Below are 17894 nucleotides of genomic sequence, written 5' to 3'. Positions count from 1 at the left end.
CAGCCCGACCGTGGGACAGCCGGGCCGGGGCCGCCGCGGTGCCACGGTCCAGCCCACGGGCGCCCTGATCCCGAGCGCCCACAGACCCACCCTCGTGATCGCGGATTCACTCCAACGGACCACGCGGCTTTCCCAGGGGCCCGAGCGCGGAGACGCTGCCAGAGAGAACCCCCTCACCTGTAGGAGGAAATCGTGCGTATTCGTATCGCACTCGCAGCAACCGCCCTGGCCGCCACGGCCGTAATGGGCACGGCAGGGGCCGCAGCCGCCAACGAGCCGCCGCCGATCGTCGGTCAGGCCAACAACTCCCCCGGCGTCCTGTCCGGCGATGTCATCCAGATCCCCATCCACGTCCCGGTGAACGTGTGTGGCAACAGCATCGACGTCATCGGGCTGCTCAACCCGGCTTCCAACAACAGCTGCACGAACCACTGATCCGCCGGGCCCGCCAAGCGGTTTCGCCCCGGAACCGCACCGCGCTTCCGGGGCGATTCGCCGACGTGACCCGCGTCAGACGTGCATCCGCGCCCCACCCGGAGCAGACTCGCCCTCGCGAGGGGGGACAGCGAGGATCCGAGTGAAAAGGACTGCCACGTCATGTCGACTGCCACCCACACCGAGCACGCCGAGCACACCCATGAGCACGGCACCGGCTGCGGCCATGTGGCCGTGCCCCATGCCGACCATGTCGACTATGTGCACGACGGACATCTCCACCGGGACCACGACGGCCACACCGACGAGTGCGAGCCGACCGCCCACACGGTGCACGAGAACCACAGTCACCGCCACGATGTGGGTTGCGGACACGTAGCCGTACCGCACGGGGACCATGTCGACTACATCCACGACGGCCACCGTCATGCCGACCACGACGGCCACTGGGACGACCACTGAGCACCCTCGACGGCCCTGCGACGCCTGCCGGGGCGGGCCCGCGGCCGGACGGCACCCACGAGTTTTGCGAGACCCCGTACAACTAGCGCCCTTCCCACAGGTCAGAAGCCGGTTGCCCTGGCAGCACCCCGCTGTCAGGGTCTGGCTCCCCTCCCGCAGACCCCACACCCGCTACCCGAGGAGTAACGCCCCGTCCCAGGCGATGAGTCGAGGGTCCGAAGGATGCGACGGGCCACCCTTCACCGACCGGTCGCCCTCCACATACGTATGGAGGGCAAGCGCCGCTCCCGCCTCCCCTTCGAGGAAGCCGAAGTCGCCCACCGCCTCCATCCCCTCCATCCCGTCCACCAACTCACCTGCCAACAGCGGCAGTTGAGCGGCCAACTCCGCGTCATCCATGTCGTACGCCATCCGCGCCACGATCTGCAACAGCCCGCCGGTGCCGTGGCACAGGCCCGGCCCCTCCAGTGCCCGCGTGTCGACGGGCCGCGCAAGGACCGCGCGCATCGAACGCCCGGCCAGCTCCTGCCACTCCTTGTCGACCAGCGCGCGTCCTGCCAGGAACAGGGCGCGGGCGACGCCCGGGGTTCCGTAGCACCAGGCGGCCCGCGTCGGCGGGTTCGGGGGCCGGCCGCCGCCGAGCTCGTCCTCGGCGCGTACGGTCAGCGGCCAGTACGGTCCGCATCCGTCCTCGTGCACCCGACCGGCCAGCCACCCGGCGAACCTGCCGATCGCCTCCGCGTGGCCCCGCACGCGTACGCCCTGCTCATGCGCGAGGGCAAGCACCGCGAGCGGGCCCGGAATCCCGTGCGCCAGGCCCAGGTTGAGGTGGCCGCGCGGGAAGTCCGGGTTCGGCCCTCGGGCTCCGGGGCCGTCCGCCGTCCACCAGCCGGGAAGGGTCCCGTGCGGGGTCACGGCCGGTTCGGCGAGGTCGACCAGGGCCTCCAGGCACTCGCGCAGTGCGGGGCCGTGCGGGTCGAGGGCAAGGAGCAGCCTGGCCAGGCCCGATGCGCCGGACACGGCGTCGTACAGGTGTGACAGCGCACCCGTGCCCGCGGCCCGTCCCGCACGCAGGGCACGCGCCCGCTCCACAGCCGCTTCGGCCACGCGCGGGGTGACCGTGTCGAGGAGCGAGCGATAGGCGTCGGGGCCGGTCGCGGCGACGCGGGCGGCGAAGGCGACGGCCGCCGTCCCGCCGAACAGCCCGGAGGCGCGCAGCCCGCCCGGAGGCCGGATCGCGGCGGCGAGGTGGGCGTGGGCGACCGAGCGGGCCTCGGCGTCCCCGTCCGCCGCCAGCGTGGTGAAGAGCAGGGCGATGCCCGGATGCCCGACGGCGAGCGAGTCGACCCGGGCCGGCCGGAGTGCCTCCGGTGTACGGAGCCGGGCGGCCACGGAATCGAGCACCTCGCGGGCGCGCTCCCTGGAGAGACTTTCCCTCATCTGGACTCCTGGGCTCGTGCTCGGGCGCCGTGCGCTTCGAAGGCGCCTCTGGCCAGGGCGTGGGCGCGGCGTTCGGCTTCGGGGTCGATGCCGATGAGCCGGTTGTGACTCATGTGGATCAGGCTGGCGGCGACGGAGGCGGGCGGGCGCCGGTCCGGGTCGCGCGCGTACAGGTCGGCGAGGAGCTGCCCGTACTCGGCCAAGCGGGCGGCACGCTCCTTCCACACCTGTCGCAGGGCCGGGTGGGCCGCGTCCGGTGCGGGGCCGTCCGGGCCGATCGCGCCCAGGACGGCGGCGCGGTGGTCGCGGAAGGCGCGGTGGTCGCGTTCGGACTTGGCGAAGGCGGCCGGGAACCAGACGCCGGGCGGAGGTCCGCCCGCGCCGTCGAGCAAGTGCCGTGCCAGGTCCGCCGAGTTGACGGCCGCGAGCAGGTCGCGTTCGGGTCCGGTGCATCCGCGCAGCGCTCCGATGCCGGCGAGCGCCGCGAGGCTGTCCGCCTCGAAGACGCGCTCGGCGGCTGCCATCGCCTCGGGGCCGCCGTACCGCTCCAGTTCCGGGTCGTACGTCTCCAGGCTCAGCCCGGCCGCGAGGTTCACCCGGCACAGGTCGGCGGCCCAGTCGCGAACGAGGGGCAGCAGCGCCGCGACCTGCCCCGGTTCGTCGCCGTGGAAGCGGATCCTGAGGTGGGGTGCGGGGTCGCGGTAACGGATGAAGAACCAGCGGTCCACATGGCCGGGGAGGACGGCGAGCAACTGGGGCAGATGCTCTTCGAGGAGGGTGTCGTGGCGGATCTCGGCCGCGTCCAGGCGGGCGTAGAGCCAGTTGCCGCCGGGCAGGACGGCCCGCCCCTCCGGCCGGTGGACCGGCCTCGGCAGCGGAACCGGCCGTCGGCTGTCCGGCTGTCGGACGGCGTGCAGGGCGACGACGAGTTCGGCGGTGCGGGACCCGTCGGGCCCGCGCAGCCAGCCGTCCGCTCCGGCGGCCGGTTCCTCCTGGAGGATCGAGTGCTCCGCGCTCCGCGCATGCGCATACAACAGCCTTTGATGCCAAGGGAGTTGGAGATCGAGGCTGATGCGCTGGTCTCCGGTGACGAGCCGGACCCGGCCCGGCACACTCCAGCGCCGCCGCCAGCTCGCCAGCCCGGCGCACCACTGGTCGAAGTCGTCCGTCGGTACGGCCAGCCGCCATGTCGCGGGGGCCAGGACGGTGCGCCCGCACCGCACCCGGGGCAGCGCGGGCAGCGCGTTGGCCGCGCCCCAGTCCCAGGGCTGCCAGGGCCGGTGCCCGGTCAGCGACACCTCGTGGAGGAAGCGGGCGGCGTTCGGGGCGCCGGTGCGCTGGTTGAGTACGTGATGTGCCCTGACCTCGACCGGCCGGCCGAGACTGCGGGAGTGCACCGTCAGCCGCTCCAGGTCGGCGGTGACCAACAGGTCGCCCAGCGGCAGGACTTGAGGTCCGCCCGCATCCGGGAACGCGCTGACGACGACGCGGTGGCCGAGCCAGCGCGGGGTGCGCGTGATGTTGGCGTACCGGGGCCGCGCCGGGCTGAACTCCAGATGCACGGGCACGGGGCCGTCGCCTCCGGCCCCGGCCACCTCCGACATGAGCCCGGCCCCGCCGAGGAGCCCGGCGAACCGGCCGAAGGTCGCTCCGGCCACATCACTGCCCACGACGGGAGACAGCACGACCCTCAACTCATCGCCATCGCCCACGAGTTCGCCGTAGAGCTCGAACGAACCGGGGACACGGTGCGCCGCGCCTTCCCCGTCCGTTTCCGACAACAGACCCGGTCCGGCCAGCCGGTCGAGCAGCGCGTCGTCGAGCACCACCTCGGGCATCGGCTGCCCGGGCTCGCGGTCGGCGAGCGCCCCGGCCGCCAGCTCGGCGAGCAGCCTGCCGCGCCCCGCGTCGTCCTCCGCGGACCCGGCCGAGGGGGTCAAGGCCGCGCCGCCCCTCGGGTACTCGTACCCCTGCGGCGGCCCCAACCCCGTTTCCTCATCGAGAAGTTCGGTGAGGGGCACTGCGCGCTCGGTGCCGTAGCGCTCCACGAACGCCTGGTGGTAGGCGCGCAGATGCGCGGGCGCGGTGCGCGGCGGCGAGAGGCGCCACAGGACGGTGGCCGCCCGCTCGAACTCCTCGCGCACCTCCGGCGGCAACACCACGTCCGCATCCAGTGCGAGATCGACCTGGAGTACGTGGTCGGCGGGGCACACGCCGGTCATGCGCTCCCGCACCGAGCGCAGGGCCTTCAGCCTCTCTCCGCCCGCGGGCAGTTCCTCGCACTGCCGCAAGTCACCACGTATCGCGTCGAGTTCGTCCCGCAGCGGAAAGTCACCGGGCAGGCGTGCGATGACGTGGCCGAGCGGATCGTCGGCGTCCGGGGGCGGCATCAGGTCGGTGTGCAGGAAGCCCCGCAGCGCGAGGGTGTGGACGAGTCGGGTCACGGCCTCGGCCGGTGCGGTCGGGAAGGCGGCACGCACCCGACGCATCAATTCGGGGAAGGAGACGGGTTCGGCCGACAGCCTCAACGCCTCTGCCACCGCCGGTGTATGACGGAGGCTCACCTCTCGCCTGACGTCGCCCGAGCTCGTGGGAACGTACGGCAGTGTCACGCGCGAGCCGCGGAGGACGTGCTGCTGGTCGGCGACGAGGAGCAGGCCGGGCAGGACCGCGGGGTCCTGGTGCAGACGGTCCACGACCGAGGCGAGCCAGCCGAGGTCGGGGCGTACGGCGGTGCGGTGCCGGTCGCCCCAGCGGACCGAGGCGCTGTCGCCGAACCGGGCTAGCGCGACCCCCGCGAGCAGCCCGAAGGGGGTCGGCCGGGTCGTCATGCGCAGCCGGTAGCGGCCGACGGCGGTCGCTGCGCGGCGCAGCGCGTCCCCGGTGGGCGGCGTGTCCCGGGCGAGGACCTGGGCCAGCGAGGGGCTGGACACCTCGATCGCCTCCCGGAACAGCGGGTCGGCCGCGGCCTCGGCGACATAGGCGGCGAGATCGGCCTCCGCCGGGCCCGCCGGGGTGTCGGGATGCTCGGGTACGGGCCGGGCGGGGGCCCGCAGAAGTACCGGTTCAGCGGCCGTGAACAGCCTTTCCTGTCGTGCCGCGCGCTGTCCGCCCACAGTTCCCCTTCGCCGTACGAATGCCGTAATCCGCCCCTGTCTAGCGGAGGTTCGAGGAATTGTGACCATGCCGGGCAGCCAATGTGCCCGATGATGCAGAACCCCTTTCCCTTTTGTTCACAGTCATTGACGCGGCCAGTCGCCCCCGGCCTACCGTCCATTCGTTCGCTGCGAGATCCGCAGCCGAAACGAGAGGAGTTCCTCATGACCAACGAGACGACTCAGGACCTGTTCGACCTCGACGTGCGCGAGGTGCTGGCCGAGGGCGAGGCCCAGAACAGCGCGGGCATCAGCATCTCCTGCGAGGGGTCCTGCCACCGCCCTTACTGCATCTGAGTTTCTGACACTGCATTTATTTCTGGCACTGCGTCTCTTCCTGACCGTGTGTCAGTGGCGGCTGCGGAGAACTACAGGGTTCTCCGCAGCCGCGGCGTTCCCGGACTCCGGTCAATTGACCGTCGGCCAGTCGACCGGTGCGGCGCGCGGCGCCGTGGGCAGCTGTCCACGTGCCCGCGCGAGCAGTTGCTCGGGGGTGACGGCATCCAGTCTCTTTCGCGCCGCTTCAATCAACTCGCTTACGCACTCCATGAGTTGAAGTTCCGTCAGAGGCCGGGGCGCGAGGCCCTCGCTCGTCTCGGTCAAGAGATCGGCGAGCGTCTGGCGGAGGCGGTTCGTGGTCGCTTCGCGGATGGTGAGGGCGAGGTGGACGGAGAGGCCTTCGTTGCCGGTCGCGGTGTGCGGGGCGCCGCGCGGCACGTACAGGACGTCGCCCGCGCCGATGACCGTGCGCAGGGCTGGTTCGCCCGGGTGCGGCACGGGGCCCGGGTGCCAGTGGCCGTCGGCCGGGGCGTCGTGGACCGTCCACTCCTTGCGGCCCGCGAGCTGCACGACGAGCACGTCGGCGTCGTCCCGGTGCACGTCGAGGCCGCGCCGGCCCGCCATGGTGGCGAAGCAGAACGCCTCGGTCGTGCGGCCCAGGTCCTCGGAGAGCAGGGCGGTCAGGGCGCCCACCGAGGCGTTCCACTGGTCGAGTTGGGGCAGCAGCAGGGTTGCTCCCTCGGCGAGCAGGCGCATGATCCGTTCCGGGTCGGCGAAGCCCTCCTCGGGCCGGCCGGCGACGACTCTGGCGGTGCTGAACTCCGAGGCCGGTACGACCTCGCCCTCCCGCACCATCTCGACGTACGGCGTGCGCATCAGGCCGCCGCTCAGCGCCTCCATCAACTCCCTTGTTCGGGGCGCCTCTTGGGGCAGGCTCGGCGGCCTGAACACATGCGGGCGGCCGTGGCGGCACCGGTCGAGGAACAGCTCGGGCTCCCCCACCAAACGGTCAAGCACTCCCCAGCTCATCGTCTCTCCCCAGGTACGCGGGCGGTCCGGTGCGCCGCCCGGAGCCGAACCTACGGGACGCCCCCGGGGGTGCGCCCCTGGACGGCCGGGCACCGTGGGTGCCGACGAAGCTGCCCGGGAGATCATTGACCCGCCGTCGGCCCGGGTCGGCCCGTACCGTCCACCTGTCGATCCCAGGCTCGCGAACCGTTGACCTCAAGTGCGGTAGAGGTCGTACGTTCCTCGTATGAGTATGGAAGCCACCGCGTGGACGCAGCTCCACAACGTCATGACCGCCCAGCAGGACAAGCGGCCCTTCAACCGGGCCACGCTGCGCCGCATCGGCGCCTTCGCCCGCCCGCACCGGCGGCGGATCGCCCTCTTTCTGGTCCTGAGCGTCGCCACGGCGCTGCTCGCGGTGGCCACGCCCCTGCTCGCCGGGCGGGTCGTGGACGCGATCGTCGGCGGGAAGGAGAGCGGGACCGTCACCCGGCTCGCGCTCCTCATCGCCGCGATCGCCGTCGCCGAGGCGGCGCTCGGCATCGTGAGCCGGTGGCTGTCGGCGACGCTGGGCGAGGGGCTGATCCTCGATCTGCGCACGGCCGTCTTCGACCATGTGCAGCGGATGCCGGTCGCGTTCTTCACGCGGACCCGCACCGGCGCGCTCGTCAGCCGCCTCAACAACGACGTCATCGGCGCGCAGCGGGCCTTCAGCAACACGCTGTCCGGCGTGGTCAGCAACCTGGTCACGCTGCTGCTCACGCTCGCCGTGATGCTGAGCATCTCCTGGCAGATCACACTGCTCGCCCTCGTTCTGCTGCCCGTGTTCGTGCTGCCCGCGCGCCGCATGGGCACCCGGATGGCACGGCTCCAGCGGGAGGCCGCCGAGCACAACGCGGCGATGGGCACCCGGATGACCGAGCGGTTCTCGGCCCCCGGCGCGACCCTGATCAAGCTGTTCGGGCGGCCCGCCGACGAGTCCGCCGAGTTCGCCGCGAGGGCCGGCCGGGTGCGCGACATCGGGGTGCGTACGGCGATGGCGCAGTCCGCGTTCATCACCGCCCTCACCCTCGTGTCGGCCCTCGCGCTCGCCCTCGTCTACGGGCTCGGCGGCTACTACGCGCTGCGCGGCACCCTCGAAGCGGGCTCGGTCGTCTCCCTCGCCCTGCTCCTGACCCGGCTGTATGCGCCGCTCACCTCGCTGGCCGGGGCACGCGTGGAGGTCATGAGCGCGCTGGTCAGCTTCGAGCGGGTCTTCGAGGTGCTCGACCTGAAGCCGCTCATCGCCCAGAAGCCGGAGGCCCGGGAGGTGCCGCCGGGCCCGGTGTCGGTCGAGTTCCACGACGTGCGGTTCGGCTACCCGTCCGCCGACAAGGTCTCCCTCGCCTCGCTCGAAGAGGTCTCCAGCCTGGACACCCGGGGCGGCACCGAGGTGCTGCACGGTGTGTCCTTCCGGGCCGAGCCGGGCCAGATGGTGGCCCTGGTCGGGTCGTCCGGCGCCGGCAAGTCGACGGTCGCCCAGCTCCTTCCGCGGCTGTACGACGCGGACGAGGGCACGGTGCGGCTCGGCGGCATCGACGTACGGGATCTGACCGCCGATTCGATCCGGGACACGATCGGCATGGTCACCCAGGACGGCCATCTCTTCCACGAGTCGGTCCGCGCCAATCTGCTGCTCGCCCGCCCGGACGCCGACGAGGAGCACCTGTGGGACGCGCTGCGCCGGGCCCGCCTGGACGGCCTGGTCGCCTCGCTGCCCGACGGGCTCGACACGGTGGTCGGCGAGCGCGGCTACCGGCTCTCGGGCGGTGAGCGCCAGCGTCTGACGATCGCCCGCCTGCTCCTGGCCCGCCAGCGTGTGGTCATCCTCGACGAGGCCACCGCCCACCTCGACAACACGTCCGAGGCCGCGGTGCAGGAGGCACTCGGCGAGGCGCTGGAGGGCCGTACCGCGGTGGTGATCGCGCACCGGCTCTCCACGGTGCGCTCCGCCGATCTGATCCTGGTCGTCGAGGACGGCCGGATCGCGGAGCGCGGCACGCACGACGAGCTCCTCGAACTCGGCGGCCGCTACGAGGAGCTGTACCGCACACAGTTCGAGCGCCCCGGCGGCGCGCCCGCGCTGGGCTGACCGGCGCCACGGGGTCGTCGGCGCCGTCAGCCCCCGGCGCCGAGGAACCGGTCGACATCGGTGACGGCGCCCAGGGCTCCGAGCAGGGCGCCCACCGACATGTCGTGCAGCTCCGCCCGGGAGAACGCTTCGTTGGTCAGCCAGTCCACGCACAGCGCGCGGACGAACACCAGCCAGCTCATGAGGACGGCGGAGACCGTGTCCCTGGCGGGGCCTTCGAGTCCGGTCGCGTCAAGGACGCGCCGGCTCAGCTCGGCCAGCTCGTCGTTGATGATCGCCTGGATCACCGGGTCGCCCGCGAGCACCCTGTTCGCGGCGAGCACCGTGTGCCGGTTGGCGGCGAAGTAGTCGAAGTGGACGTCGAGCCCGGCGGAGAGCTGTTCGAGCAGCGACTCCGCGGGGTCGATCGGTGTGCCGTCGAGCAGCCGGGCGGCCGCCTGCCGGTAGATGGCGGCGAACAGGGCGCTCTTGTTGGGGAAGTAGCGGTAGAGCAACGCCCTGGAGATTCCGGCCTGTTCGGCCACGTCCTCCATGAGCACGTCGTCGTAGGGCTTCGCCGCGAACAGGTCGGCTCCGACGTCGAGCAACTCCTTGCGGCGCTCGTCGGGGCTCAGCCTGCGGCGCGCGGTCATGCCACCCAGGTTACTTGACGCGTGTCTACTGGCGAACCTATCCTCGCCTTAGTAGACATGTGCCTACTAAGGCGAAGGGGGACCACACCATGGCCAGGCTCCTCAAGTGGCTTTCGTGGACGATGGGCATCGCCGATGTGCTGATCGGCGCCGAACACCTCGCCACAGGCATGGACTTGGTGCCCGGCGCGGGCTCGCCGGGACCGACCGTCGACAGCCTCATGCGGTTCTTCGGCGCGATCTTCCTCGGGTACGGGCTCGCCTGGATCTGGGTGGCGCGGCAGTCGCCGATCCCGTCCAGGGTCGTACGCCTGCTCGCCGGGATCTTCTTCCTGGGCGGAGCCGGTCGGCTCCTGTCATGGGCGGCGCTCGGCCGCCCGAACTGGTTCCAGCTGGTCCTGATGGGCATCGAACTCGCGCTGCCCCCGCTCTACTTCTGGCTGTCGGCCGCCGACGAACGGGAAGTGGCGACCCGCCGCTGGAAGGCCGAGGAGTCGTCCCGCGCCGCGGCCCGCCCTACGCCCTAGGTGTATTGATCACGAGCGTTGTTAACGCTGGTTGGTCTTGATCATGGCGAAGACCTCCGGTGTGGTGGAGGTGTCTAGGCTCCACACCACGCACGGAGGTCTTCGTGTCCCACCGTAATGCCCGCCTGACCATGCACGGCAGGCGGCTGCTGGTCGAACGTGTCCGTTCCGGCCGTCCTGTCGCGCATGTGGCGGCCGAGATGGGCATATCCCGGCCCACAGCCCACAAATGGGTCCGACGCTGGAAGACCGAAGGCGACGCGGGCCTGGCCGACCGGCCCAGCAGACCGGCCACAACCCCGCACCGGACACCGGCCGCACTGGAAGAGCGGGTCTGTGGCCTGCGGCGGACCCGCAAGCTCGGGCCCGCCCGGATCGGCCCAATCGTGGGACTGCCCGCATCCACTGTGCACCGGATCCTCACCCGCCACCGGCTGAACCGGCTTTCCTGGCTCGACCGCCCGACCGGCACCGTGATCCGCCGCTACGAACGCGACCGCCCAGGCGAGCTGATCCACGTCGACGTCAAGAAACTCGGCCGGATCCCCGACGGCGGCGGCCACAAGACCCTGGGCCGTCAGGCCGGCCGGGCAACCCGCTCCGCCATGGGCTTCGACTACATCCACTCCGCCGTCGACGACCACTCCCGCCTGGCCTACAGCGAGGTCCACCCTGACGAGAAGGTCGCGACCTGCGCGGGCTTCCTCACCCGCGCGGCCGCGTTCTTCCACAGCCAGGGCATCCCCCGCATCGAGCGGGTCCTGACGGACAATGCGAGGGCCTACCGCAAGGGCCTGGCCTGGAAAGCCGTCCTTACCGACCTCGGCGCGACCGGCAAACTCACGCGCGCTTACCGGCCGCAGACCAACGGCAAGGTCGAACGCTTCAACCGCACCCTGCTGGACGAGTGGGCCTACCTGCGGCCCTACACCTCAAACGACGAGCGGACAGCGGCCCTGACAGACTTCCTCCACACCTACAACCACCACCGCTGCCACACCGCACTCGACGGACACCCGCCCATCACCCGCGTCAACAACCCTGCGAGTCAATACACCTAGGGCCACGCACGGGCCGACCGGACACCTGAACGGCTGACCAATTTCGGCACATACCGTACGCCTCCGAAAGGTTGGTGATCACGAGGCAACGGATCGCGCCGGATACCGGTCTAGTTCGGTGCGCACCCCCGAGTCGGTGCGGCTGGACGGTGGCCGCCGGGCGCCGCGTCCAGGACGATCTCGTGCAGAGAGTGTTCTTGATCCATGGGGCTCACAAGTACCACCGTTCTGACATTGGCCGTGCTCTGCACGGTGCTCCTGTCCCTCGTCGTCGTGTGGCTGTGGCCCCGGCTGGCGCGGCAGGGGTGGCGGCCGGTAGTCGCGCGGGTGGGCCTGATGTGCGCGGTCCAGCTGCTCCTCTTCTCCTCCGTGGGTCTCGCGGCCAACAAGTCGTTCCTCTTCTACGACTCGTGGGCCGATCTGTTCGGCCGGCAGGACGGCGTGGGGGTCCTGGACGCGAAGGCGGCCGCCAGTCCGGGTGTGAAGGTCGACGGGAAGCAGAAGGTCGACGTCCCGGGCGCGGGAAAGCCGAGCATCGGCGGCGAGGTGCAGCGGGTCACGGTGCAGGGGGCGAAGTCCCGGATAGTCACCCCGGCCTATGTGTATCTGCCGCCGGAGTACTTCCAGAAGGGGTACGAGAAGAAGTCCTTCCCCGCCACCGTGGTGCTGACCGGCTTCCCGGGGACCGCCGAGAACCTCATCAAGGGGCTGCACTACCCGAAGACGGCGTGGACGCTGTCCAAGGAGAAGAAGACGCAGCCGATGATCCTGGTGATGATGCGGCCCACCGTCGCCCCGCCGCGCAACACCCAGTGCATCGACATCCCGGGCGGCCCCCAGACGGAGACGTTCTTCGCCGACGACGTGCGCAAGGCGATCTCCGGTACGTATCGCGTCGGCACGAAGCCGAAGAACTGGGGGTTCATCGGCGACTCGACGGGCGGCTACTGCGCGCTGAAGATCGCCCTGCAGCACCCGGAGGCGTACGCGGCCGGGGCCGGTCTGTCCGCGGACTACCAGCCCGAGGTGGACTCGGACTCGGGTGACCTCTTCCACGGGAACAAGCACGAGGAGAAGCGGTCCGATCTCCTGTGGAGCCTCGACCATCTGCCCCAGGGCAACTCGTCGTTCCTGGTCACCACGTCCAAGCAGGGCGAGAGCAACCTCAAGGAGACCCAGAAGTTCATCGCGAAGGTCAAGCGGCCCGCACACGTCTCCTCGATCACGCTCGATTCCGGCGGCCACAACTTCAACACCTGGCTCCGGGAGATCCCGCCCACCCTGGAATGGCTGAGCGCCCGCCTCGCCGCCGACTGAGCCGCCGAGGGAACAACCACCTGCTCCACACGTCCGACTCGCCTGTCGCCGACGTGATTTCCGGCCCGGACCACGGCCGCTGGGAGCGCGACTTCCGCTCCTGAGGGGTACGGGTGGGCCGGGGGCAGGCGGCAAGGAAACCGCCTGCCCCCGGCCCGTACGCGGTGGGGCGGGTCAGACCAGGTCGACGTGGTACTGGCCGGCCTTGTAGTCGGCGAACAGCGTGTACTCGACTTCGGTCCTGGCATCCGAGTCCTCGCCGAAGTCCTTCTCGACCGGCTCTAGGTCGACGAGGGCGTACTCGCTGTAGCCCTCGAAGTCGCCGGGGCCGTCCGCGACGGCGATGTGGATGGGGGTGTCGTCGGACAGGCCGGCGAGAGCTTCCCGCAAGCGGCCTGCGGTCCATACCTGCGGGGTGTGGTCATAGGTGTCCGTCATGGGCGGAGAGTAGCCGCGCCCCCGCCGCGCCCCGCGCTCCCTCGCCAGCGAAAACGCAACGGCAATCGCTTGGCCTACTGGTCGGGGGCCCCGGTCAGTGGTTGCCCCGCTTGATGTCGACGCGTTTGATGTTCACCGGCAGCGTGGGGTAGCCGTCGCCCGGCCCGTTCTGGTCGTCCTCGCCGCCCGCCGCGATCTTCTGCAGGACGTCGAGCCCGGAGGTGACCTGGCCGAACGGCGTGTAGGCGGGCGACAGCTTGGTGTCCTTCCAGACGAAGAAGAACTGGCTGCCGTTGGTGTTCGGCCCGGCATTCGCCATCGCCACCGTGCCCGCCGGATAGGTGGCACCGGTGAGGTTCTCGTCCGGGAAGGAGTATCCGGGGCCGCCGCTGCCCGTGCCGGTCGGGTCGCCGCACTGCAGCACGTACAGCCGCGCGGTGGTGAGCCGGTGGCAGTGGGTGCCGTTGAAGTAGCGCTTCTCGGCAAGGAAGCGGAAGGAGTTGGTGGTGCACGGAGCCTTGTCGGTCAGCGCCTTGAAGGTGATGACGCCCTGGCTGGTGCGCAGGGTGGCGTTGAAGGGCCGGGCGGCCTTGACCGGGTCGAAGTCCGGTATCCCCTTGTAGTTGTCGGCGGGGACGGCCGGGGTGTAGGTGCACGCGGCGGCCGGCTGTGCCGGGGCGGCCTGCGTTCCCGTGGCGGCACCGGCCTGCGTTGCCGTGGCGAGCGGTATCAGAACGACGGCGGCAAGCAACGCGCCTTGTCTGCGGAGCACTGGAGGGCTTCCTTCCGGAGGGATGAGCATGGCATGGCCGCATCATCCCTTCCACCCCGGGACACCACGGGAAACTCCTATTGGCACATCAACCGACTTACACATTAAGGAAGTTCTTCGATCCCAGTAGAACGGGTCGCCACCCTTGACTGCCTTATGGGGAGTAACATTCGCAAAAGGAATGAAAGGGGCAAAGCGTGTACGTATCTGGAATGCGCAGGATCGTCACCGCGAGCGCGGTGGCGGCACTCGCAGGATCGGGAATCCTGCTCAGCGCGGGCGGTGCTTCGGCGGCGAATCCGACGCCGCAGCCCGTCAGCGGCTCGGCTCAGCAGGCGCCCGCCGCCGCACCGGCGGCCCAGCCCATGAGCAAGGTCGTCGCCAAGGGCGGGGTGTGGATCCGCCAGGAACCGAGCACCACCTCCAAGCGAATCGGCCTGCTGCCCAACGGCATGGCCACCGCGCCGGAGTGCAAGAAGATCGGCCAGAGCGTGGGCGGCAACAGGCTCTGGTACAAGCTCGGAGCAGGCAAGCAGGGCTGGGTCTCGGCACGCTATGTGCAGAACCTCAGCCGCGTGCCGTACTGCAGATGAGCTGACACGGGGCGCCAACAGCCGTATGGCAAGCGGCTGTTGGCGCCCTCGCCTTTCAGGTCCTGCGGCAGTGGACGGCTACCTCAGGAGCCATTCCCGGGTCAGCTCCATGACCTCCGCGCGGCTGCGACCCGCGTGGTCGGCGGCGATGAAGTGCTCGCCGATACGCAGCGAGAAGGCGAGCATCGAGCGGGCCTCGACCTCGCCCTCGTCGGAACAGAGGTCACCGAACAGCGAGCGCAGGTACTCCATCCGGCGGTTGTCCACACGCCGGAGCCGCCGGGCGACGTCGTCGTCGCGCCGGGCCCAGTCCCGGATCGCGAGCTCGGCCACGACCCCCATCGTGGGACCTCGGCCCCCGGTGGCCATGGCGAACAGCCGCTCCAGCCTGGTCCTGGCGTCTCCCCCGCCACTCTCGACCCGCTCGATCACCGCTTCGGCCACCTCACGCTCCCAGGTGTCGAGCATCTCGGTGAGCAGTGCGTCCCGGTTCTTGAAGTAGCCGTAGAAGCCGCCCTTGCTGACACCGAGGGCCTGCGCGAGCAACTCGATCCTGACCGCCTCCGGGCCGCCGGCGGACAACGCCCGCAGCCCCTCTTCGATCCACTTCCCCCGCGGCGTGCGAGTCGCACCCATGCCGTGTCTCCTCTCACGCCGACCCCTGTCCATACGGTGCCGTACAACCGGTGCTAGCCTCGATCTATACGGCATCGTATAGATAGGGGCTCGTTCATGAAACTCCCCGCAACCGCGCACACGTCCCGCCCCTGGCGGATCCACGAGATCGCGGCCGACTTCACACTCGAAGACGTGTGGGCACTGCCGACACCGGGCGGACCGGACGAACTCGACCGCCTGGTACGCCAGTTCACGAGTGGCAACGACGCACGTGACTCCTCCCCCGTACAGCGCTTCCTCTTCGCGGTCCGACGGAAGCTGGGCAAACTGTTCGGCTGGGACAAGCCCGGCGAAGGCGTGGGCACCCGGGTACGCACCCTGCGCGACCGGCTTCCGGCGGACCTCCGCGAGGGGCCGCAGGGGCCCGCCTTCCGGTCACTCCCGTTCACTTCCGTCTACCAGACGCACGACGAGTGGGCGGCCGAGGTGGCCAACAAGACGGTGCAGGCGGTGCTGCACATCGGCTGGGTCCCGGACGGATCGGGCAGCTACCACGGCCAGATGGCCGTCCTGGTGAAGCCGAACGGACTCCTCGGCACGCTGTACATGGCAGCCATCAAGCCCTTCCGGTACGTCTGGGTGTACCCGGCGCTGATCCGGTCGATCGGGGCCGAGTGGGAGTCCAACTCCCGTGAGAACCCGCCCGGTTGACGACTTGGGCAGTCGGCACCCCGGCCGATTCGGGCGGTTGGCGGTGACGAGGCACCGGTGCGCAGGCGTACCGCTCCGTCGCTCTCTCGGCCTGCTCGCCGGGGAGCGCCCTGGTGGCGGCGCCGGATCAGAGGATTCCGAGCAGATGGCCCAGGGTTCCGCCGAGGACGAGGTCGCGCAGCTCCCCGGGCGGGGTCACGCGCTCGACGGTGGTGCGGGCGAGCAGGGGGTCGCCGTAGGGCGCGTCCGAGCCGAAGAGGGTGCGCTCGGGGAGTTCCTGGATGGCCAGCTTCACCGCGAAGACGATGTGGGCGGTGGAGAGCTCCAGGTACATGTTCGGGGTGTCCCGGGCCAGTTCGACGGCGGTCATCCAGTTGAGCCCGCCGAGCTGGCTCACGATCAGCGGCACTTTCGGGTAGCGCGCGGCGAGCTCGGACAGGGTGTGCAGGTCCTCGGCAGTGGTCGGGGCGAAGCCGTGCACGACGACGGGCAGCCCGCCGTGGTCGTGCGCGGCCTCCAGTACCGGGGCGAGCCGGCCGGCCTGCCCGGGAGGCGGGGTGAGTTCTCCGATGCCGTACAGCCGGCCTCCCACGATGTCGCGCTCGACCGCCGTCGCGATCTCCTCCGCGGGCAGGTCCAGGCGCACGGAACCGAACCCGATGAAGCGTTCCGGGTGCGCGGCAAGCGCCTCGTCCAGCTCGCGCCGCGCGGTGCGGTATCCGTCGTTGAGGTCGCCCCTTCCGCTCAGGGCCCGGTCCAGGGCGCTCATCTCGTGGCGCAGGGAAGGCAGGTCGGTGGCCCGCTCGGGGTGGGGCCGGGTGCCGAAGAGCACCGTCCGGTCCACGCCTGCCTCGTCCAGGAGCCGCAGGTGGGTCTCCACCGGGTCGTGGACATGCCCATGGGCGTCGATGATCACTGTTCGTCCTCCCGGTGACGCGGTAACGCGGGCCGGGGGAATGCGGCCGGCCGGCCCACTGTTGCTCCTTGACACTGTTGGAAGGTCAAGCGCGGAAGGACGAGCGGGCGTGCTCATCGGTGAGTTGGCCGAACGGACCGGGACCAGCGAGCGCCTGCTGCGCTACTACGAGCGGATGGGCCTGCTCAGGCCGCAGCGCCGGCCCAATGGCTACCGGTTCTACGATGGCGCCGCCGAGGAGTCCGTGCTGCGGATCCGAGCGCTGCTTGCTGCGGGACTGCCGACCCGCGTCATTCGCCAGGTCCTTCCCTGTACAACCGCGGACGCCGCGGTGATGCCGTGTCCCGGCGTACTGGACGCTCTGCGTGGGCAGTTGAGCGCGCTGGACGAGCGGTCGGCCCGGATCGCCTCGGCGCGAGAGACCCTGGTGCGGACCATCGCCGCCGCGGAAGGGGCTCTGGGCTCGGTGGAGTCCGAGCCGGCCCCCGTGCGGGAGCGGGCCCAGGAGTCGGCACAGGGCCGGTTGTCAGACCCCGCCTCTACGGTGGAGCCATGACGAATTTCGTGTTGGTCGCGGGAGCGTGGCTCGGGTCGTGGGCGTGGGACGAGGTGGCGCCGCCGCTGCTCGCGGGCGGCCACGGCGTCCACCCGCTGACGCTGTCCGGCCTCGCCGAGAAGCAGGGTGTGCCGGCTGGGCAGCAGACCCATGTCCAGGACATCGTCGGCGAGGTCGAGCGCCTCGATCTGCGCGATGTCGTACTGGTCGGGCACAGCTATTCGGGCATTCCGGTCGGTCAGGCCGCCGAGCGGATCGGTGACCGCTTGGCGCGGGTCGTCTTCGTCGACTCCAACGTCCCGGCCGACGGCAGCTCGTTCGTGTCCGGCGGTCTGGACTGGCAGGCCGCGGTGGAGGCATCCATAGCCGAGAACGGCGGCTTCTGGGCGCCGCTCACCGAGCCGGACTTCGAGGGCCAGGGGCTGAGCACGGAGCAGATCACCCGGATCGTCGACGGCTCGACGCCGCACCCGGGCGCCACGCTGACCGAGCCCGCCGTGCTGACCCGCCCGCTCGGCGAACTCCCGGCGACGTACATCAAGTGCCTGCTCGACGGAGCCGAGCCGAGCGACGGCGTGGCCGCGCTGCTCACCAGCAGGCATTGGCGGTTGGCCGAAATGGACACCGGCCACTGGCCCATGTTCTCCCGGCCGGCCGAGCTGGCCCGGATACTCCTGGACGAAGCGGGGAGGTGACGGCAGCGGGCCCCGCCCATGGTCGGCGATGGTCTACGCCCGTAGCGGGCACGGGCTGCGCGGCGTAGTGCGCGCCATGTGGTGAGCTCCAGGGTGCGGCCCGCGTGCCGCTCCAGACGCACGCTCCCCGATTTGTTTCCCTCAAGTT

Annotated in this window: 19 protein-coding genes; 11 read left to right on the top strand and 8 right to left on the bottom strand. The window is 70.8% G+C overall.

Features of this window, described 5'->3' with window-relative positions:
* The first annotated feature begins 189 nt into the window (after positions 1 to 189).
* Complete coding sequence (locus ACSHXC_RS34985; RefSeq protein ID WP_438297007.1) at positions 190 to 435, top strand: chaplin; 246 nt, start codon at positions 190 to 192, stop codon at positions 433 to 435.
* A 162-nt stretch (positions 436 to 597) separates the two neighbouring features.
* Positions 598 to 897, top strand: coding sequence for a hypothetical protein (locus tag ACSHXC_RS34980; RefSeq protein WP_438295363.1), 300 nt, complete (start codon positions 598 to 600; stop codon positions 895 to 897).
* Between the two features lie 171 nt (positions 898 to 1068).
* On the opposite strand, the gene ACSHXC_RS34975 is transcribed toward ACSHXC_RS34980, so the two are convergent.
* Both ACSHXC_RS34975 and ACSHXC_RS34970 read right to left on the bottom strand, forming a co-directional pair.
* Complete coding sequence (locus tag ACSHXC_RS34975; RefSeq protein ID WP_438295362.1) at positions 1069 to 2337, bottom strand: lanthionine synthetase C family protein; 1269 nt, start codon at positions 2335 to 2337, stop codon at positions 1069 to 1071.
* Positions 2334 to 5453 carry a lantibiotic dehydratase gene (locus ACSHXC_RS34970; RefSeq protein ID WP_438295361.1) on the bottom strand — a complete coding sequence of 1040 codons (3120 nt, stop codon included), beginning with the start codon at positions 5451 to 5453 and terminating at the stop codon, positions 2334 to 2336. Before ACSHXC_RS34970 ends, ACSHXC_RS34975 begins: the two co-directional genes overlap by 4 nt.
* Positions 5454 to 5657: 204 nt before the next feature.
* Here ACSHXC_RS34970 and ACSHXC_RS34965 point away from each other — a divergent pair, with 204 nt between their 5' ends.
* Positions 5658 to 5789, top strand: coding sequence for a hypothetical protein (locus ACSHXC_RS34965; RefSeq protein ID WP_264197750.1), 132 nt, complete (start codon positions 5658 to 5660; stop codon positions 5787 to 5789).
* 111 nt (positions 5790 to 5900) lie between these two features.
* On the opposite strand, the gene ACSHXC_RS34960 is transcribed toward ACSHXC_RS34965, so the two are convergent.
* Positions 5901 to 6800 carry a JmjC domain-containing protein gene (locus tag ACSHXC_RS34960; protein WP_438295360.1) on the bottom strand — a complete coding sequence of 300 codons (900 nt, stop codon included), beginning with the start codon at positions 6798 to 6800 and terminating at the stop codon, positions 5901 to 5903.
* 226 nt (positions 6801 to 7026) lie between these two features.
* Between ACSHXC_RS34960 and ACSHXC_RS34955 the strand changes: the two genes are divergently transcribed.
* Positions 7027 to 8910 carry an ABC transporter ATP-binding protein gene (locus ACSHXC_RS34955; protein ID WP_438295359.1) on the top strand — a complete coding sequence of 628 codons (1884 nt, stop codon included), beginning with the start codon at positions 7027 to 7029 and terminating at the stop codon, positions 8908 to 8910.
* A gap of 26 nt (positions 8911 to 8936) precedes the next feature.
* Here ACSHXC_RS34955 and ACSHXC_RS34950 read toward each other — a convergent pair whose 3' ends face one another.
* Complete coding sequence (locus ACSHXC_RS34950) at positions 8937 to 9542, bottom strand: TetR/AcrR family transcriptional regulator (protein WP_438295358.1); 606 nt, start codon at positions 9540 to 9542, stop codon at positions 8937 to 8939.
* 89 nt (positions 9543 to 9631) lie between these two features.
* On the opposite strand from ACSHXC_RS34950, the gene ACSHXC_RS34945 reads away from it, so the two are divergent.
* The 3 genes from ACSHXC_RS34945 to ACSHXC_RS34935 all read left to right on the top strand — a co-directional run bounded on the left by ACSHXC_RS34945 (position 9632) and on the right by ACSHXC_RS34935 (position 12447).
* The gene (locus ACSHXC_RS34945; protein WP_438295357.1) at positions 9632 to 10069 is read left to right on the top strand and encodes a DUF4345 domain-containing protein; all 438 of its coding nucleotides are present in this window, start codon (positions 9632 to 9634) and stop codon (positions 10067 to 10069) included.
* A gap of 104 nt (positions 10070 to 10173) precedes the next feature.
* On the top strand, positions 10174 to 11130 hold the full coding sequence (locus ACSHXC_RS34940; protein WP_438294072.1) for an IS481 family transposase: 957 nt from the start codon (positions 10174 to 10176) through the stop codon (positions 11128 to 11130).
* A 204-nt stretch (positions 11131 to 11334) separates the two neighbouring features.
* Positions 11335 to 12447 (top strand): alpha/beta hydrolase, encoded by a 1113-nt coding sequence (locus ACSHXC_RS34935; RefSeq protein ID WP_438295356.1) that lies wholly within the window; start codon positions 11335 to 11337, stop codon positions 12445 to 12447.
* Positions 12448 to 12621: 174 nt separating this feature from the next.
* Here ACSHXC_RS34935 and ACSHXC_RS34930 read toward each other — a convergent pair whose 3' ends face one another.
* Positions 12622 to 12885 carry a DUF6225 family protein gene (locus ACSHXC_RS34930; protein ID WP_438295355.1) on the bottom strand — a complete coding sequence of 88 codons (264 nt, stop codon included), beginning with the start codon at positions 12883 to 12885 and terminating at the stop codon, positions 12622 to 12624.
* A gap of 94 nt (positions 12886 to 12979) precedes the next feature.
* Positions 12980 to 13657: a peptidylprolyl isomerase gene (locus ACSHXC_RS34925; RefSeq protein WP_438295354.1), complete on the bottom strand. Its 678-nt coding sequence runs from the start codon at positions 13655 to 13657 to the stop codon at positions 12980 to 12982.
* A 197-nt stretch (positions 13658 to 13854) separates the two neighbouring features.
* Here ACSHXC_RS34925 and ACSHXC_RS34920 point away from each other — a divergent pair, with 197 nt between their 5' ends.
* Complete coding sequence (locus tag ACSHXC_RS34920) at positions 13855 to 14250, top strand: SH3 domain-containing protein (protein WP_438295353.1); 396 nt, start codon at positions 13855 to 13857, stop codon at positions 14248 to 14250.
* A gap of 78 nt (positions 14251 to 14328) precedes the next feature.
* Here ACSHXC_RS34920 and ACSHXC_RS34915 read toward each other — a convergent pair whose 3' ends face one another.
* The gene (locus ACSHXC_RS34915) at positions 14329 to 14886 is read right to left on the bottom strand and encodes a TetR/AcrR family transcriptional regulator (protein WP_438295352.1); all 558 of its coding nucleotides are present in this window, start codon (positions 14884 to 14886) and stop codon (positions 14329 to 14331) included.
* 96 nt (positions 14887 to 14982) lie between these two features.
* Here ACSHXC_RS34915 and ACSHXC_RS34910 point away from each other — a divergent pair, with 96 nt between their 5' ends.
* The gene (locus tag ACSHXC_RS34910) at positions 14983 to 15579 is read left to right on the top strand and encodes a DUF2867 domain-containing protein (protein ID WP_438295351.1); all 597 of its coding nucleotides are present in this window, start codon (positions 14983 to 14985) and stop codon (positions 15577 to 15579) included.
* 127 nt (positions 15580 to 15706) lie between these two features.
* Here the strand turns inward: ACSHXC_RS34910 and ACSHXC_RS34905 are convergent, their stop codons facing one another.
* Positions 15707 to 16495 (bottom strand): amidohydrolase family protein, encoded by a 789-nt coding sequence (locus ACSHXC_RS34905; protein WP_438295350.1) that lies wholly within the window; start codon positions 16493 to 16495, stop codon positions 15707 to 15709.
* Positions 16496 to 16604: 109 nt separating this feature from the next.
* Between ACSHXC_RS34905 and ACSHXC_RS34900 the strand changes: the two genes are divergently transcribed.
* Together ACSHXC_RS34900 and ACSHXC_RS34895 are read left to right on the top strand one after the other, a co-directional pair.
* The gene (locus ACSHXC_RS34900) at positions 16605 to 17051 is read left to right on the top strand and encodes a MerR family transcriptional regulator (RefSeq protein ID WP_438295349.1); all 447 of its coding nucleotides are present in this window, start codon (positions 16605 to 16607) and stop codon (positions 17049 to 17051) included.
* Positions 17048 to 17746 (top strand): alpha/beta fold hydrolase, encoded by a 699-nt coding sequence (locus ACSHXC_RS34895; protein ID WP_438295348.1) that lies wholly within the window; start codon positions 17048 to 17050, stop codon positions 17744 to 17746. Before ACSHXC_RS34900 ends, ACSHXC_RS34895 begins: the two co-directional genes overlap by 4 nt.
* Positions 17747 to 17894 lie beyond the last annotated feature (148 nt).

Source organism: Streptomyces sp. HUAS TT7, from assembly GCF_051550175.1.
In the GTDB taxonomy this organism is placed as follows: Bacteria; Actinomycetota; Actinomycetes; order Streptomycetales; family Streptomycetaceae; genus Streptomyces.
Note: the sequence above shows the minus strand (reverse complement) of the source record. Positions and strands in the feature narration are given on the sequence as shown.